This is a genomic window from Arenibacterium sp. CAU 1754 (genome assembly GCF_054482635.1).
This window is the reverse complement of record NZ_JBTLRG010000001.1, coordinates 1-14,953: the sequence shown is the minus strand read 5'-3', so window position 1 is coordinate 14,953 and position 14,953 is coordinate 1. Positions and strand designations below refer to the sequence as shown.

The 14,953-nt window shown below is 61.9% G+C and carries 16 protein-coding genes; 13 read left to right on the top strand and 3 right to left on the bottom strand.

Annotated elements, in window-relative coordinates:
- Nucleotides 1-14: 14 nt before the first annotated feature.
- Entirely contained in the window at nucleotides 15-482 is a 468-nt protein-coding gene (locus ACXYMO_RS00080) for an Lrp/AsnC family transcriptional regulator (RefSeq protein WP_458876604.1), read from the bottom strand.
- 148 nt (nucleotides 483-630) lie between these two features.
- Here ACXYMO_RS00080 and cysG point away from each other — a divergent pair, with 148 nt between their 5' ends.
- The 6 genes from cysG to ACXYMO_RS00050 all read left to right on the top strand — a co-directional run bounded on the left by cysG (nucleotide 631) and on the right by ACXYMO_RS00050 (nucleotide 6,052).
- Complete coding sequence (gene cysG / locus ACXYMO_RS00075; protein WP_458876603.1) at nucleotides 631-2,025, top strand: siroheme synthase CysG; 1,395 nt, start codon at nucleotides 631-633, stop codon at nucleotides 2,023-2,025.
- Nucleotides 2,025-2,333, top strand: coding sequence for a DUF2849 domain-containing protein (locus ACXYMO_RS00070; RefSeq protein WP_458876602.1), 309 nt, complete (start codon nucleotides 2,025-2,027; stop codon nucleotides 2,331-2,333). The genes cysG and ACXYMO_RS00070 overlap by 1 nt, the downstream gene beginning before the upstream one ends.
- The gene (locus ACXYMO_RS00065; RefSeq protein ID WP_458876601.1) at nucleotides 2,326-3,990 is read left to right on the top strand and encodes a nitrite/sulfite reductase; all 1,665 of its coding nucleotides are present in this window, start codon (nucleotides 2,326-2,328) and stop codon (nucleotides 3,988-3,990) included. Before ACXYMO_RS00070 ends, ACXYMO_RS00065 begins: the two co-directional genes overlap by 8 nt.
- On the top strand, nucleotides 3,980-4,750 hold the full coding sequence (locus tag ACXYMO_RS00060; protein WP_458876600.1) for a phosphoadenylyl-sulfate reductase: 771 nt from the start codon (nucleotides 3,980-3,982) through the stop codon (nucleotides 4,748-4,750). The genes ACXYMO_RS00065 and ACXYMO_RS00060 overlap by 11 nt, the downstream gene beginning before the upstream one ends.
- On the top strand, nucleotides 4,747-5,154 hold the full coding sequence (locus tag ACXYMO_RS00055) for a DUF934 domain-containing protein (RefSeq protein ID WP_458876599.1): 408 nt from the start codon (nucleotides 4,747-4,749) through the stop codon (nucleotides 5,152-5,154). Before ACXYMO_RS00060 ends, ACXYMO_RS00055 begins: the two co-directional genes overlap by 4 nt.
- 67 nt (nucleotides 5,155-5,221) lie before the next feature.
- Nucleotides 5,222-6,052, top strand: a complete 831-nt coding sequence (locus tag ACXYMO_RS00050; RefSeq protein WP_458876598.1) for a ferredoxin--NADP reductase — start codon at nucleotides 5,222-5,224, stop codon at nucleotides 6,050-6,052.
- 137 nt (nucleotides 6,053-6,189) lie between these two features.
- Here the strand turns inward: ACXYMO_RS00050 and ACXYMO_RS00045 are convergent, their stop codons facing one another.
- On the bottom strand, nucleotides 6,190-6,522 hold the full coding sequence (locus tag ACXYMO_RS00045; RefSeq protein ID WP_458876597.1) for an ArsR/SmtB family transcription factor: 333 nt from the start codon (nucleotides 6,520-6,522) through the stop codon (nucleotides 6,190-6,192).
- A 93-nt stretch (nucleotides 6,523-6,615) separates the two neighbouring features.
- Between ACXYMO_RS00045 and ACXYMO_RS00040 the strand changes: the two genes are divergently transcribed.
- From ACXYMO_RS00040 to arsH, 5 genes are read left to right on the top strand one after another with little or no spacing between them, the layout of a single operon-like run.
- Nucleotides 6,616-7,617 (top strand): succinylglutamate desuccinylase/aspartoacylase family protein, encoded by a 1,002-nt coding sequence (locus tag ACXYMO_RS00040; protein ID WP_458876596.1) that lies wholly within the window; start codon nucleotides 6,616-6,618, stop codon nucleotides 7,615-7,617.
- A gap of 1 nt (nucleotide 7,618) precedes the next feature.
- Nucleotides 7,619-8,596, top strand: a complete 978-nt coding sequence (locus ACXYMO_RS00035; RefSeq protein ID WP_458876595.1) for a threonine ammonia-lyase — start codon at nucleotides 7,619-7,621, stop codon at nucleotides 8,594-8,596.
- Nucleotides 8,593-9,645, top strand: a complete 1,053-nt coding sequence (arsB, locus tag ACXYMO_RS00030; protein ID WP_458876594.1) for an ACR3 family arsenite efflux transporter — start codon at nucleotides 8,593-8,595, stop codon at nucleotides 9,643-9,645. The genes ACXYMO_RS00035 and arsB overlap by 4 nt, the downstream gene beginning before the upstream one ends.
- Nucleotides 9,642-10,832: a MalY/PatB family protein gene (locus ACXYMO_RS00025; protein WP_458876592.1), complete on the top strand. Its 1,191-nt coding sequence runs from the start codon at nucleotides 9,642-9,644 to the stop codon at nucleotides 10,830-10,832. Before arsB ends, ACXYMO_RS00025 begins: the two co-directional genes overlap by 4 nt.
- A complete protein-coding gene (gene arsH / locus ACXYMO_RS00020) occupies nucleotides 10,829-11,539 on the top strand; it encodes an arsenical resistance protein ArsH (protein WP_458876591.1) in 711 nt (236 codons plus the stop codon). Before ACXYMO_RS00025 ends, arsH begins: the two co-directional genes overlap by 4 nt.
- Nucleotides 11,540-12,003: 464 nt before the next feature.
- On the opposite strand, the gene ACXYMO_RS00015 is transcribed toward arsH, so the two are convergent.
- The gene (locus ACXYMO_RS00015) at nucleotides 12,004-12,975 is read right to left on the bottom strand and encodes a hypothetical protein (protein ID WP_458876590.1); all 972 of its coding nucleotides are present in this window, start codon (nucleotides 12,973-12,975) and stop codon (nucleotides 12,004-12,006) included.
- Nucleotides 12,976-13,156: 181 nt separating this feature from the next.
- On the opposite strand from ACXYMO_RS00015, the gene infC reads away from it, so the two are divergent.
- Both infC and ACXYMO_RS00005 read left to right on the top strand, forming a co-directional pair.
- Entirely contained in the window at nucleotides 13,157-13,732 is a 576-nt protein-coding gene (gene infC, locus ACXYMO_RS00010) for a translation initiation factor IF-3 (RefSeq protein WP_458876589.1), read from the top strand.
- Nucleotides 13,733-14,030: 298 nt separating this feature from the next.
- Complete coding sequence (locus ACXYMO_RS00005; protein WP_458876588.1) at nucleotides 14,031-14,744, top strand: dimethylsulfonioproprionate lyase family protein; 714 nt, start codon at nucleotides 14,031-14,033, stop codon at nucleotides 14,742-14,744.
- Nucleotides 14,745-14,953: the final 209 nt, after the last annotated feature.

Here is a 14,953-nt window from a genome sequence, read left to right as displayed (position 1 = left end):
AATGCACCCGCCCTTCACGTGCCCAGAGGCAGCATGGTCGTCGATTTGATTTCCTCCATCGACAACAGGGCCGTTACATTGTGAACGCGCACCTCGGAAATCAACGCCTGGTAAAAGGCGTCATAGGCGCGGGCGTTTTTGACCCGAACCTTGAGGATATAATCGATATCGCCCGCCAGCCTGTGGGCCTCCTGCACCTCGGGTCGGTCCTGCAACGCCTTGAGAAAAGCCGCCTGCCATTCGGCCTCGTGTTCTGACGTGCGGATCAGCACGAAGAAACAGGCTTCGAACCCCAGCGCCTCGGCGTCCAGAACAACGGTCTGCTGACCGATCACACCCGCATCGCGCAGTTTGCGGATTCGGTTCCAGACCGGTGTCTTGGAACTGCCCACAGACCGCGCGATGTCGTCCAGCGACTGGCTGGCATCGCGTTGCAGCTCTCCCAGGATTTTCCGGTCCACTTCGTCAATTCGCACTGACATTCCTTGTTTTCCCTTCTGCGCAGAGGTTTCGTTCTATTTTTTGAAGACCACGGAACAAATGTCCTTATTTGATCGCCCGTATGGCACTTAATAGGGAATATTTCCTATATTGGAGGGCAAGTCAAACACTGGTCACAGGGCAATCGCCATGGAACACTTTCCGATCTTCGTTGCACTTTCCGGGCGCCGTGTCGTTCTGTCTGGCGGTGGCGACGCCGCACTGGCAAAGCTGCGGCTATTGTTGAAAACCAGGGCGCATATTTCGGTTTTTGCGCCCCACCCCGCCCCCGAAATTCAGGGCTGGGCCGATGCGGGACAACTGGCCCTGATCCGACGCCCCTTGCAAGCGGGTGACGTGTCTGACGCCGCACTGTTTTACGCCGCGGACGAAGATGCGGATGAAGACAGTCGCACGGCCGCTCTTGCCCGTGCGGAGGGGGCATTGGTCAATGTCGTCGACAACCTTGAGGCCAGCCAGTTCATCACACCCGCGATCGTGGATCGCGATCCGGTCACCGTCGCCATCGGAACCGAGGGCGCGGCGCCGGTTCTGGCCCGCGCGATCAAAGCCGATCTTGAGGCACGCCTGCCGATAACGCTGGGCCGTCTGGCCCGCATCGGCAAGGCGTTTCGCAAGGCCGCCGACGCCTTGCCCCTGGGACGCGCACGCCGGGATTTCTGGGCTGATTACTATTTCACGACCGGCCCCCGCGCGATGGACGAAGGCGGCGATCCGGTTGTTCGCCCTGCGCTCAACGCCCTTTTGACCCTGCACCTGGGCAAAACGGGCCGCCCCGGCCATGTTGCCTTTGTCGGTGCCGGTCCCGGCGACCCCGAGCTGTTGACGCTCAAGGCGCGGCGCGCGCTGGATACAGCGGACGTGGTCATCCACGACCGCCTGATCAGCGCCGATATCCTTGAACTGGCCCGCCGCGAGGCGACATTGATCGACGTTGGCAAGGAAGGGTTCGGGCCCTCGACACCGCAGGAGCGGATCAATGCCCTTCTGGTCGAACATGCCCGCAAGGGTGCCCAGATCGTGCGCCTGAAATCCGGCGATGCGACCGTGTTCGGGCGTCTGGACGAAGAAATCGACGCCTGTGACGAAGCGGGCGTGACCTGGCACATCGTGCCCGGCATCACCTCTGCTTCGGCCGCCGTGGCCGCAATCGGGCAAAGCCTGACCCGCCGGGGCCGCAACAGTGCGGTCCGGTTCCTGACCGGTCACGACATGCGTGGATTTGCCGATCACGATTGGTCCGCACTGGCCCGCCCGGGCGAGGTCGCGGCAATCTATATGGGCAAGAAATCGGCGCGTTTCGTTCAGGGCCGTCTGCTGATGCACGGGGCCGATCGCACCACGCCCGTCACGGTTATCGAAAACGCCTCGCGCCCGGATCAACGCATATTGTCCACCACGCTGGATGCGCTGCCCGGTGATCTGGCCGCCGCCGACGTGTCCGGCCCGGCACTGACCTTCTATGGCCTTGCTCCGCGCGCCGCGGCGCTGGCCCTTCCCGACCTGCAAAAGGAGCTTGCCTGATGCCCTGCCCCGATACCCCAAAAGTGGTCACCGCGAACGATCTGTTGCTTGGCGACGTGATCTATCAGACGGCCCAGGACACCTGGTCGCGATCCCTGCGCGAGGCCGAGGTTTTGCGCGATGCCGATCGGGCTTCTGTGCGTCTGATCCATGCCGAACAGCAGGCCGGAACGGTCGTCGGCGCCTATCTGGCTGACGTCAGGATCGGCGCAAACGGCCCCGAGCCTGTCCATTTCCGCGAAGATTTTCGCCGCACCGGGCCTTCGAACTATGCCCACGGCAAACAAGAGAAACACGATCATGTATAGATATTCAGACTTCGACACCGCCTTTCTGGCCGAACGCAACGCCCAGTTCCGCGCCCAGGTCGAGCGGCGCATCGACGGATCGCTGACCGAGGATGAGTTCAAGCCACTGCGCCTGATGAACGGCGTCTATCTGCAACTGCACGCATACATGCTGCGGGTTGCGGTCCCCTATGGCACGCTGAATGGCGCACAGATGCGCCAACTCGCCCTGCTGGCCGAGAAATGGGACAAGGGATACGGCCATTTCACCACCCGCCAGAATATCCAGTACAACTGGCCCAAATTGCGCGATATCCCCGACATGCTGGATGCGCTGGCCGAGGTTGGGTTGCACGCCATCCAGACCAGCGGCAACACCATCCGCAACGTGACGGCCGATCATTTTGCAGGCGCAACCGCAGATGAAATAGCCGATCCGCGCCCTGTCGCGGAACTGATCCGGCAGTGGTCGACCGATCATCCGGAATTTCAGTTCCTGGGCCGAAAATTCAAGATCGCCATCACCGGAAGCGAAAATGACCGCGCCGTGATCCGCGCCCATGACATCGGCCTGCGCATCGTCGAGCGTAACGGCGAAAACGGATTCGAAGTCATCGTCGGCGGCGGGCTGGGCCGCACACCGATGATCGGCAAGACACTCCGCGATTTCCTGCCGCGGGCCGACCTGCTACCCTATCTTGAGGCGGTGCTGAGCGTCTATAACCTGCTGGGACGGCGCGACAACAAATACAAGGCGCGCATCAAGATCACCGTGCATGAAAACGGGATCGAGAAAATCCGCGATATGGTGGAACAGAACTTTGCCCTGCTCCGCCCGACGTTCCGCGGCGTGGATCAGGCCATTCTGGATCAGATTGAAACGGATTTTGCACCGCCCGCGTTTCGCGCCGCACCGGTTGAGGCCTATGAAGACGCCTATCGTCAGGATCCCGTGTTCCGCAGTTGGGCCGACACCAACCTCTCACCGCACAAGGCCGACGGCTATGCAATCGTGTCGATCAGCCTCAAGGCGCATGGTCAAACCCCCGGCGATGCGACGGCGGACCAGATGCGCCTGATGGCCGATCTGGCCGGGCAATATGGCCACGACGAATTGCGCATCAGCCACGAACAAAACGTCATCCTGCCGCATGTGCACAAATCCGACCTTCCCGCCCTGCATGACGCGTTGAAAGCCGCGGGTCTGGCGACGGCGAACATCGGTCTGATCAGCGATATCATCGCCTGCCCCGGCATGGATTACTGCGCGCTGGCGACGGCGCGGTCGATCCCGATTGCGCAGGAGATCGCAACACGGTTCGACGCGTTGAAGATCGAACACGACATCGGCCAGTTGAAGATCAAGATCTCGGGCTGCATCAATGCCTGCGGCCACCACCATGTGGGCCATATCGGCATCCTAGGTCTGGATCGGGCCGGTGTCGAGAACTACCAGATCACGCTGGGTGGCGATGGCACACAGACCGCCACCATTGGCGAACGCGCCGGCCCCGGATTTTCCGCTGATGAGATCGTGCCGGCCATCGAACGTCTTGTGATGGCTTATCTTGACCTCAGAACGGACCGCGATGAGCCCTTCCTCGACACCTATCGCCGCCTTGGTCTACCCCCCTTCAAATCCGCCCTCTACCCCGAGGCCCGGGCCAATGCCGCTTGATCGGAACCCCATGTTGCTGACTGCCCCCCCGCCGGTACCGGACACAAAGGCACTGGCCGAAAAGGTCACTGCCCTGAATGCCCGGTACCGGCATCATAGCGCCACGCAGGTCATGCACGGCGCACTGAGCGAGGCTGGTGCTATCGCGCTGGTGTCCAGCTTTGGCGCGGAGTCGGTGGTGCTGTTGCACATGGCGGCCGTGATCGACCGGTCGGTCCCGGTTCTGTTCATCGACACCGAGATGCTGTTCACCGAAACCTTGGTCTATCAGGCCGAAGTCAGCGAACGCCTGGGGCTGACAAACATGAGCATTCTGCACGCGCAGGACATCGCCTGCCATGATCCTGACGGCACGCTGCATCAGACCGACACCGACGCCTGCTGCGCCCTGCGCAAAACCGCCCCCCTGAATGCGGCACTGGCCGGATATGACGGCTGGATCACCGGCCGCAAACGGTTTCAAAGCGGCACCCGGGCGGCGCTCGACTTTTTCGAAGTCGAGGACGGCACCGGACGGATCAAGATCAACCCGCTGGCCCACTGGGCGCCCGAGGATGTGCGCGCCTACATGGACGAGAACCGCCTGCCCCGGCATCCGCTGGTGGCACGGGGGTATCCTTCGATCGGATGTGCCCCCTGCACATCCCCGGTCAAACCGGGCGAGGATCCCCGGGCCGGACGCTGGCGCGATACCTCCAAGGACGAATGCGGCATCCATTTTGTGAACGGCAAGATGGTGCGAACAGGAGCAGACACATGACTGTAATAGTAACGGACACCGGATTTGCGCCCGAGGACTGGACCGATGGCTTTACCACAGTGGGAGACTGCGCAAACGATCTGGTTGCGCTGGACATCGGCCCAGAGACGGACGTTACGACGTTGACGGCGAAACTACCGGCCCTGCGCATGATCCGCGTCGATTTCCCCAACTTTGCGGACGGACGCGGTTTTACCATCGCGCGCCAGATCCGTCTGTGCGGATATTCGGGGCGGCTGCGCGCCCGGGGCCACGTTCTGGCCGATCAATACGCCATGGCGCGCCGATCCGGTTTTGACGAGGTCGAAATTGACGACGCCCTCGCCGCCCGCCAGCCCGAGCACCAATGGCTTGCCCGCGCGAATTGGAAAGATCACGACCATCAGGACCGCCTGCGCGGCTAAGTCCTCTTTTCCTGACCCAAATCAAAGATTACCCAGAGGGACCGGTTTAAACGACCGGCAGTGATTCATGACAGAAATGATCCCAGTGAATAAAACCGTGACAGACGCAGCCCCCGTAAAAACGCCCACCCTGCCCGATGCCCAGACCGTGACGCAGGTCAAACACTGGACCGACCGGTTGTTTTCCTTCCGCGTAACCCGGCCCGCGTCATTGCGGTTCCGCTCGGGCGAATTCGTGATGATCGGCCTGTTGGGCGACAATGGTAAACCGCTGTTGCGGGCCTATTCCATCGCATCGCCCGCATGGGATGACGAACTGGAATTTTATTCGATCAAGGTGCCCGATGGCCCGCTGACCAGCAAGCTTCAGCATATCGAACCGGGTGACGAAATCATCCTGCGCCCCAAACCGGTCGGAACGCTGGTACATGACGCCCTGTTGCCTGGCAAACGCATTTGGTTCTTTGCGACGGGAACCGGGTTTGCGCCCTTCGCCTCATTGCTGCGCGAACCGGAAACCTATGAAAACTATGACGAGGTGATCATCACCCATACCTGCCGGACCGTGGCCGAGCTGGAGTATGGGCGCGAATTGGTCGAGAGCCTGGAAAACGACCCCCTGATCGGCGAGTTGGTGGCGGGCAAGGTCAAATATTATCCCACCACGACGCGGGAAGAGAGTGCGAAAATGGGTCGGATCACCGACCTGCTGACCGATGGCACGGTGTTCAGGGATCTGGGCATTGAAGGCATTTCGCCGGAAACAGACCGCGCCATGGTGTGCGGCAGCCTTGGGTTCAATCAGGATATCAAGACAGTTCTGGAAGGGTTCGGCCTGCGCGAAGGGGCAAACTCGGACCCCAAGGAATACGTGGTCGAAAAGGCTTTTGTCGGCTGAGCGCCAGTCTGGCCCCCCGCCGTCCGTGAACATTCGCAGTGTCCCCTTACACGCTCAGGTTTCGGGAGAGCCCGTCGGATGATTTCTGGCCTCATCCGGCCTTTGCCTGGGTCCCACACAGGTGCCTCTATTCACTGCTACCGCGCAACATCGAGAAGCGTCAGGATGCCCTCGCAGTTCTCCACACGCCCACCGCAGCAGTCGGAGATCAGAAAGCCGATCAGGTCGTTGATGGCCGGCAAGTTGGCAGCATAATGGATCTCGCGCTGGTGCCGGGTGCTGCTCAGCAGGCCCGCGCGTTTGAGCGCCGCAAGATGACCGGACAGTGTTGAAGGCTTCGCGTCAAGGCGCTCAGCTATCGCCAAGGCCGGCACACCCTCGGGGGCATGACGAACAAGGAGACGAAACACAGCGAGCCGTGTGGGATGCGCGAGCGCGGCAAAGGCTTGGATGGCGGTATCCTGATCCATACTTCGTCAATGCCCGAAATATCGAAGCTTGACCAGAGGGCGCACTTGCCATACCCCGGATGTCAATTCGGCAATAGCCGAAATGAGGGACGCATGACCGGCACTCTGATCACATCCGAGGTCGATTTCGACGCAGAGGGCAAGCAGGCGGGATACCTGCGCGTGCCGCATTCGGTGCATCGCTCGGCATATGGCTGGATCCCCGTTCCAATCACAGTCATCCGAAACGGTACAGGCCCGACGCTGGTGGTATCGGCCGGTGTGCACGGCGATGAGTACGAAGGGCAGATCGCGGTGGCGACCCTCGCCCGTCAGATCGAGGCTGAGGACATCAGCGGACGCCTGATCTTGCTTCCGATGGTGAACTTTCCAGCCGCCGAAGCAGGTAGCAGGCTGTCGCCGCTCGACCACGGAAACCTCAACCGTCTCTATCCGGGTGATCCCAAGGGCACGCCGTCCGAGATGATCGCCCATTACCACGAAGCGGTGATCCTTCCGCTGGCCGACTACGCGGTCGATCTGCATTCGGGTGGGTCGTCACTTGTCTATCCGGCGACGCTGCTGCGCGGCCCCGCCCATTCGCCCGAGGAAGAGGCAGGCCTGATCACCCTGACCGAGGCGTTCGATCTGCCGTTTGCCTGGGTTTTTACCGGGGGCGGTGGAAAAGGCAGCGCCGCAGGAACCGCAATGGGTGCCGCCAATCGGAAGGGCGTGATCAATGTGATGGCCGAGCTAGGTGGGTCAGGATGCGTCACACCCGACATCCTGCGGCGGACGGAACGCGGGCTACGTCGGGTATTGCACGCTTTGGGCATGCTGCCGGGATATGTTCCCGACGCTCCTGAAGGCACACGGGTTCTGAATGCCAAGGGCTCGGTCTACGCCTATGAGGCCGGCGTGTTCGAACCGCTCAAAGAGATTGGCGACAAAGTTGCCAAGGGCGAGACCGTCGCGCTGATCCATCACGCCGAGACGCCGGGAAAAGCGCCTGACACGGTGTCTTCGCCCTACGCGGGTCTCGTTCTGGCGATGCGCGCCATGGCGCAGGTCCGTCGCGGCGATGCTCTCTACCAGATAGCGGCGGACGCGGTCTGACATGGGGCGGCACCCCCTTTCCATCAAGGACGTGCGCATAGCGGCCGAAGCACTCGACGGCGTTGTGATACGGACGCCGCTGCTTGAAAACCCGGATGTGAACGACCTGCTCGGCGGCCGCCTGCTGCTCAAGGCCGAGAACATGCAGCGAACAGGTGCCTTCAAGATCAGGGGAGCCTATCACCGCATGCTGGGCCTGACCGATGATGAGCGGACGCGCGGCGCGGTCACCTATTCCTCGGGCAACCACGCGCTGGGGTTGGCGCGCGCTGCGCATATCATGGGGTCTTCGGCAGTGATCGTGATGCCCTCGGACGTGCCCGCGGCAAAAAGGGAAGCGGTGCGCGCGATGGGGGCCGAGATCATCACGTACGACCGCGACACGCAAGAAAGCGCAGATGTAGTGGCCCATGTCATGGCCGAGACAGGCCGGATCGAAGTGCCTCCCAGCGCACACCTGCAGATCCTTGCCGGGGCGGGAACGGCAGCGCTGGAACTGCTGGAGGATGCGGGCGGCCCGCTCGATGCAGTGCTGGTACCTTGTGGCGGTGGTGGGCTGACGGCGGCGACGGCCCTCGTGATGGCCGAAGCCTCTCCCGACACGCGGGTCTATGCCGCCGAACCGGACCTTTTCGACGATACGCGCCGCTCATTGGCGACCGGCGAACGGGTGCCCAACCCAAAGGGCCGGCGCACCATCTGCGATGCGATCATGACGCCGATCCCGGGCGAGATGACCTTCGCCATCAACCGCGAACACCTTGCGGGCGGCGTGACCGCCACTGACGATCAAGTCCGCAGGGCGATGCGCTTTACCTACGAGCATTTCAAAATCGTCACAGAGCCCGGCGCCGTCGTCGGCCTCGCCGCGATCCTGAACGGGCAAGTGCCCATCGCGGGCCGCGCCGTCGCCACCGTGATCACGGGTGGCAATATCGACGCCGCGCGCTTTGCCGCGCTCATGGAGGACAGCAAATGACCGACCAGACCGATACAGCAAACGAACCCATGGGCCGTTTCGAGCGCTATCTCACGCTCTGGGTCGCCCTTGCCATGGTGACCGGAATCGCGATCGGCACCGTCGCGCCGGGGTTGGTCGAGGCCATCGCCCGCGCCGAGGTCGCATCGATCAACCTTGTCGTCGCTGTTCTGATCTGGGCCATGGTCTATCCGATGATGGTCAACGTCGATTTCGGGGCGGTCGCCGGCGTCGCGCGCCAGCCCAAGGGGTTGCTGGTCACGCTGGTCGTGAACTGGCTCATCAAGCCCTTCACGATGGCCTTGCTGGCGGTGCTGTTCTTCGAGCACATCTTCGCGCCATTTCTGGATCCGCAAGATGCCGCGCAATACACCGCAGGCCTTATCCTGCTGGGGGCCGCTCCCTGCACGGCCATGGTCTTTGTCTGGTCGCAACTCACCCGGGGGGACGCGACCTATACGCTTGTGCAGGTCTCGGTCAACGACCTGATCATGGTCGTGGCCTTCGCGCCGATCGTGGCCTTTCTGCTCGGGGTGACCGAGATCGAAGTGCCCTGGCAGACGCTTGTTCTGGCCACCGTGCTTTACGTGCTGCTACCGCTTCTGGCCGGGCTCGCCACCCGGCGCGTGCTTGGCAAACCGGAGCGGATCGAGGCCTTTACGGCCCGGATCAAGCCGTGGTCCGTGGTCGGGCTGATCGTGACGGTGGCGATCCTCTTCGGTCTGCAAGGCGAGGTGATCCTGTCCAGGCCCTTCGTCATCGCGCTGATCGCAGTGCCGATCCTGATCCAGTCCTACGGCATCTTCGCGCTGGCCTATGGCGCGGCTTATGTCCTGCGCGTGCCGCATCGGGTCGCGGCCCCTTGTGCGATGATCGGTACGTCGAACTTCTTCGAACTGGCGGTGGCGGTCGCCATCAGCCTGTTCGGTCTGAATTCCGGCGCGGCGCTGGCCACGGTCGTCGGTGTTCTGGTGGAGGTTCCGGTGATGCTGTCACTGGTGGCCTTCGCCAACCGCACCCGGAACCGGTTTCCCGTGGCGCAGGCGTGACCGGGTTCGACTTCGACACGGTGATCAATCGCCGTGCGGTTCCGGCGCTCAAGCACCATCGGATCGTGCTGGGCGATGACGGGATGGACCTGTTCCCGGCAGGCGTGGCCGATATGGATTTCAGGGTCGCCCCCTGCATAACGCAGGCCATGGCAAGACGGGCCGGGCACGGCGTTTTCGGCTACGAGACCGTCCCCGACGGGTTGATGCCCGCCCTCACAGGATGGCTGCAGAAGCGCCACGGTTGGGTTGTCGATCCCGCCCATTTCCTGCGCGCGCCGAACGTGCTGAATGCTCTGGCCATGGCAGCAAATCTGTTCACCGCGCCCGGCGACGGTATCATCGTCCAGCCGCCCGTCTTTTTCGACTTCGCGGACATCATCGCCGAGAACGGGCGGCGGATGGTCGAAAACCCGCTGATCCTGAGGGACGGCAAGTATCAGATGGATTTCGGCGGGCTGGAGCGGGCTGCGAGCGATCCGCAGACGCGGATGATCTTTCTGTGCAACCCCCACAACCCGGTGGGCCGGGTCTGGATGCGCGAGGAACTGTCCCGCCTCGGCGACATCTGCCGCCGGCACGACGTTCTGGTGGTTTCCGATGAGATCCACGGCGACATCACATTTCCCGGCCACCGCTACACGCCGTTCGCGTCTCTGTCGGCGGAGAACGCAGCCAATTCCATCACCTGTCTGTCGCCGGCCAAAAGCTTTAACATCGCCGCCTGCTGCTCGGCATTCACACTTGTCCCGAACGAATCCCGCCGCAAGGCGTTCCAGACCGAGAACAGCCGCCTGACCGTCAACAAGAACAATGCCTTTGCCTCCGTCGCAATGGAAGCGGCCTATGCCCAGGGCGCACCGTGGCTCGACGCGGCGCTGGACTATATCCGGGGCAATCTCAACCTTGTCCGCACCCGGCTGGAAGCCATCCCACAGGTCGACCTGATCGAGCCGGAGGGCACGTTTCTTTTGTGGCTGGACTTTCGCGCGCTGGGCCTCGCACCCGAAGACCTGACCGCCTTCCTGAGACAGAAGGCCGGCTGGGCCATCACCCGAGGCATCGCTTTCGACCCGCAGGGCGCGGGCTTTGGACGTCTCAATATCGCCTGCCCACGCGCCAGGCTGTCGGCTGCGCTGGATTCCCTGCAGCGTGCCATCCACGAACGTTACGAGGAGCCGACATGACCGACACGCCGCAGCTCTCCGAAGACCATTTCCGCGCGATTGATCAGAAGCTCCTGTTCCCCACGAAGCACGCGTCCCATGCCCTGCGCATTCTGCTGCTTTACGGATCGCTCCGAACGCGCTCCTTCAGCCGGTTGATGACCGAAGAGGCCGCCCGCGTTCTGCAGCGTCTCGGCGCCGAAACCCGCACCTTCAACCCATCGGGTCTGCCACTTCCCGACGATCAGGGCGCGGACCACCCCAAGGTGCAGGAATTGCGCGATCTCGTGACCTGGAGCGAGGGGATGGTCTGGTGTTCGCCCGAACGGCACGGGGCGATGACCGGCATCATGAAGGCACAGATCGACTGGATCCCGCTGTCCATCGGCGCGGTCCGTCCCACACAGGGTAAAACGCTGGCCGTCATGCAGGTCTGCGGCGGGTCGCAAAGCTTCAACACCGTCAACCAGCTGCGCATTCTCGGCCGCTGGATGCGCTGTCTGACAATCCCGAACCAATCCTCTGTACCCAAAGCGTTCCAGCAGTTCGATGACAATGACCGGATGAAGCCATCCCCCTATTACGACCGCATGGTCGACGTGATGGAAGAACTGGTGAAGTTCACCCTTCTGACACGCGATGTCGCGCCATATCTCGTAGATCGCTACAGCGAGCGCGAAGAAACCGGAGAGACGCTGATTGCTCGGGTCAATAAGACATCGACATGAAAGCATGCTGTTCAGTCGCGACATCATCTCGGCCAGCGGCTGCTTTGGCCCTGAAAGCTACCCGTGATTCGACGGCTGAAAAGTCCACGATCCGGCCTTCAGCTCTGCCCGGGTCGTGCGTCTGCAGCGAATAGCAGCTTTGACGGGTTGCTCCGCAGCGTCGGCTCACAACGCTCAAGGGCGGCCTTGAGCCCATTTAGCCACAGGAGCCGGGCCATCGACGGCCCGCTGTTGGGCGACCCAAGCGGCCCGCTACCGTGCTTTATCAGCCATGGTCATTTTCCGTATCAGCGGCTTGCGCGGGTGGCAGATCGCCGACCCGTTCAGGAGGGTGGCGTGTCATGGTACTGCAATACACCTGATGCAGGGCTGGCGCATTGCGAATGGGCATTTTCATGCCCGCCAAAGAAATGGGGCCGCGTCCATGCTCGGATGCGGCCCCGCCTGTTTACTGGTGTTGGTGGTTAAAGACCCAGCGCTGTCTTGACCTGTTCCAGCACACCTTCGAGAAGTTCGGGGTTGTCCCGCGCCTTTTCCAGGGTGGTCTTCAGCGTGGTCTTCTGCAAGGCGCCGATTTCCGAGGCATCGATCGCTTCGATCACCTTGTCATAGTCATAGCCATCGACTGTCAGCAGCTCACTCAGGGCCGGAGCAGCATCGTCCGCGGTTGTGTCCGTACGCGCCTCAGCCGTTGCATCCACTGCGTCTGTTGCCGCTTCGGCCGTGGCTGTGGCCGCATCCGTTGCAGCGTCGGCAGCGACTTCTGCTGTGTCAGTTGCCATTTCGGCCGCATCGCTGGCCACGTCTGCCGCTGTCGCAACCGTGTCGCTTGCTGCTTCGGTGGTTGCGCTTGCTGCGTCACTGGCTGTTTCCATGGCTGCGGACGCCGCATCGGTCGCGGTTTCGGAAACCGCACCGGCAACGTCACTGGCCGCTTCGGTTGCACCTGCAACCGCGTCCCCGGCTGTCTCCGTAACGCTTTCGACTGCACCAGAAACCGCATCACCTGCCGCCTCGGCCACATTACCCGCCTTGTCGACAGTCTCGGCCACGGCCTCTTTCGCGACATCGGTTGCTGCGGCCGCTGTATCTGTGGCCGCCTCCACCGCCGCCGAGGCCGCGTCGCTTGCTGCTTCTGCGGCTTGCGTGGCCGTCTCGGTCACCGCATCCACCGCACCGGTTGCGGCCTCGGACGCCGCTTCAGCCGCGTCTGAGGCGGTTTCCGCAACAGCTTCGGCTGCGGTTTCACCGGCTTCCTTGGCCTCTTCCACAGCGCCGCTGACCGCATCGGCGGCCTTTTCAGCCATCCCGCTCAGCCCCTCGGGCTGCGTGATCCCCTCCGACGTCATCTCGGACGGAGCCTGCTGACCGGTGTACCAATAGTAACCACCAGCAATGACAGCTACGGCTGCCACAATCCAAATCACTGTTTTCATGGTATCTTTCCCTTGTTTTTCCGCCGAAGGACCATTTGCGGTCCAATTGCCGTGTAAGTGGAACCTGAACGCGGAAAGAGCAAGGGGGAACTTGGGGCCACATACGGCAGTTTTGATGCCATCGGCAAAGATTTGCGACTTGAACCGAAGCGCCGCTAAAGTTAGGTTTGCGCTTCATAAATTGAACCATCAAAGGACCGATTCCATAGCCCGCAGACCTCATAACGCGCCGCCGCAACGCGACACCGGCCCGCGCGTCAACGACAAGATCCGTGCAACTGAAATCCGCCTCATCGGCGCCGAAGGCGAGAATGTTGGCGTCGTCAGCCCGTCACGGGCGATGCAGATGGCCGAAGAGGCCGGTTTGGACCTCGTCGAGATTTCGCCAAATGCCACTCCGCCCGTGTGTAAGATCATGGACTTTGGCAAGTTCAAATATGAACAGCAGAAACGCGAAAGCGAAGCCCGCAAGAAACAAAAGATCATCGAGGTCAAAGAGGTCAAGTTCCGGCCCAACACCGACACGCATGACTACGAAGTCAAAATGCGCAACGTGTTCAAGTTTCTTGAAAACGGCGACAAGGTGAAAGTCACCCTGCGCTTCCGTGGCCGTGAAATGGCCCACCAGAATCTGGGCCGTGAACTGCTGGAGCGCGTGGCCGAGGATACAAAGGAAGTTGGCAAGATCGAAAACTTTCCGAAAATGGAAGGCCGCCAGATGGTCATGCTGATCGGCCCCCTGCCCGCCAAAGGCTGACTTTTAGACGATTGAAACGCGAACGCCCCGGCAGCTTGTCCGGGGCGTTTTTCGTTTCGCGGTAATTTCCCCGCCCGTCTGCGATGTGCCCCGCCAGCAGCAGCGGCAAGGAGACCGCGTTGGGGACACAACGGATACGCGGGCAATTACCGGCGTGTCGTGACAATAGACTTGCGGCTCCGCCGATCTTCATGCTTTGAAATGTGGGCAAGGCTACTACCGGGTAAGACGTGAGCGGTTGCCGCACCGTGCAGCCGTCATCCGATGACACAAGCCTCCAACACGCGGAGATACAGATATGAACGATGCTTCTACCTCTGCTGTGTCCGATCAGCCCGGTACTGCACAACGCCTGATCGACAGCCCGAATTGGGTTTATCTTCTTCGCGAATTCGATGCGCTCTATCGGTACGGATCGGCCGGAGGAAGCCCGCTGATCCGCGGGCATCGCAAACGGGTACGTGACAGGCTGTCCGCGGCCATGGCCAAGAACCCGGAAATGACAAACCGCCCGGCCGAAACGAAACCGGTTACGGCGCACCTTCCCCGTGCCCTTGATCTTGGCGAGCGGGCTGCAATGCAGGGCATGGCCCGGGCGCTGCGCGAGGTGCGCGACGATCTGGCCTGGGAATATGGCTATGAACGTATTTCCAGGTCGCTGAGCCAGAAATACGCCTATTGCGAGATACTTGGCCCGCAAGGTCCGGTTCAGTGCAGCAACCTCATCCTGGGGTTCGTGTTGTTTGCTCCGAACACGACCTATCCACAACACAGTCATCAGGACATCGAGGAAAGTTACATTTCCGTGGCTGGCGGATGGTCTGAAAACAATTCAGCCGTGTTCGCCCCGGGCTCGCTGATCCTGAACCGTCCGGGGGATGAGCATCGCATAACAACCGGTGATCGCGACCCTTGCTTGCTGGCCTATGCCTGGACCGGCCCCGAAACGCGGCTGGCCAAGCCCAATATGAAACTGTCCTCGACACGCAAGGCCAGCACGGCGTCACGCTAACCATCCCTGCAGTCTCTTTCGCGGCGAACGAAAAAGGCCCCGCACTGCGGGGCCTTGATCTGTTTGTGTCAGAGCGGTCTCAGCTGGCCGCGGCCACGGCGCGTTTTGTCATGACGTTGCAGATGTGCGCGCGGTAGTCTGCGGTACCGTGGAGGTCTGCGATCATGCCGTTTGCGGGCAGGGTGAGGCCGGTGAGCGCGTCGGGGGAG

What these genes read in the sequence shown, in the direction of transcription:
- ACXYMO_RS00080 (WP_458876604.1), bottom strand. Translation starts at nt 482, where the DNA reads ATGTCAGTGCGAATTGACGAAGTGGACCGGAAAATCCTGGGAGAGCTG.
- cysG (WP_458876603.1), top strand. Translation starts at nt 631, where the DNA reads ATGGAACACTTTCCGATCTTCGTTGCACTTTCCGGGCGCCGTGTCGTT.
- ACXYMO_RS00070 (WP_458876602.1), top strand. Translation starts at nt 2,025, where the DNA reads ATGCCCTGCCCCGATACCCCAAAAGTGGTCACCGCGAACGATCTGTTG.
- ACXYMO_RS00065 (WP_458876601.1), top strand. Translation starts at nt 2,326, where the DNA reads ATGTATAGATATTCAGACTTCGACACCGCCTTTCTGGCCGAACGCAAC.
- ACXYMO_RS00060 (WP_458876600.1), top strand. Translation starts at nt 3,980, where the DNA reads ATGCCGCTTGATCGGAACCCCATGTTGCTGACTGCCCCCCCGCCGGTA.
- ACXYMO_RS00055 (WP_458876599.1), top strand. Translation starts at nt 4,747, where the DNA reads ATGACTGTAATAGTAACGGACACCGGATTTGCGCCCGAGGACTGGACC.
- ACXYMO_RS00050 (WP_458876598.1), top strand. Translation starts at nt 5,222, where the DNA reads ATGACAGAAATGATCCCAGTGAATAAAACCGTGACAGACGCAGCCCCC.
- ACXYMO_RS00045 (WP_458876597.1), bottom strand. Translation starts at nt 6,522, where the DNA reads ATGGATCAGGATACCGCCATCCAAGCCTTTGCCGCGCTCGCGCATCCC.
- ACXYMO_RS00040 (WP_458876596.1), top strand. Translation starts at nt 6,616, where the DNA reads ATGACCGGCACTCTGATCACATCCGAGGTCGATTTCGACGCAGAGGGC.
- ACXYMO_RS00035 (WP_458876595.1), top strand. Translation starts at nt 7,619, where the DNA reads ATGGGGCGGCACCCCCTTTCCATCAAGGACGTGCGCATAGCGGCCGAA.
- arsB (WP_458876594.1), top strand. Translation starts at nt 8,593, where the DNA reads ATGACCGACCAGACCGATACAGCAAACGAACCCATGGGCCGTTTCGAG.
- arsH (WP_458876591.1), top strand. Translation starts at nt 10,829, where the DNA reads ATGACCGACACGCCGCAGCTCTCCGAAGACCATTTCCGCGCGATTGAT.
- ACXYMO_RS00015 (WP_458876590.1), bottom strand. Translation starts at nt 12,975, where the DNA reads ATGAAAACAGTGATTTGGATTGTGGCAGCCGTAGCTGTCATTGCTGGT.
- ACXYMO_RS00005 (WP_458876588.1), top strand. Translation starts at nt 14,031, where the DNA reads ATGAACGATGCTTCTACCTCTGCTGTGTCCGATCAGCCCGGTACTGCA.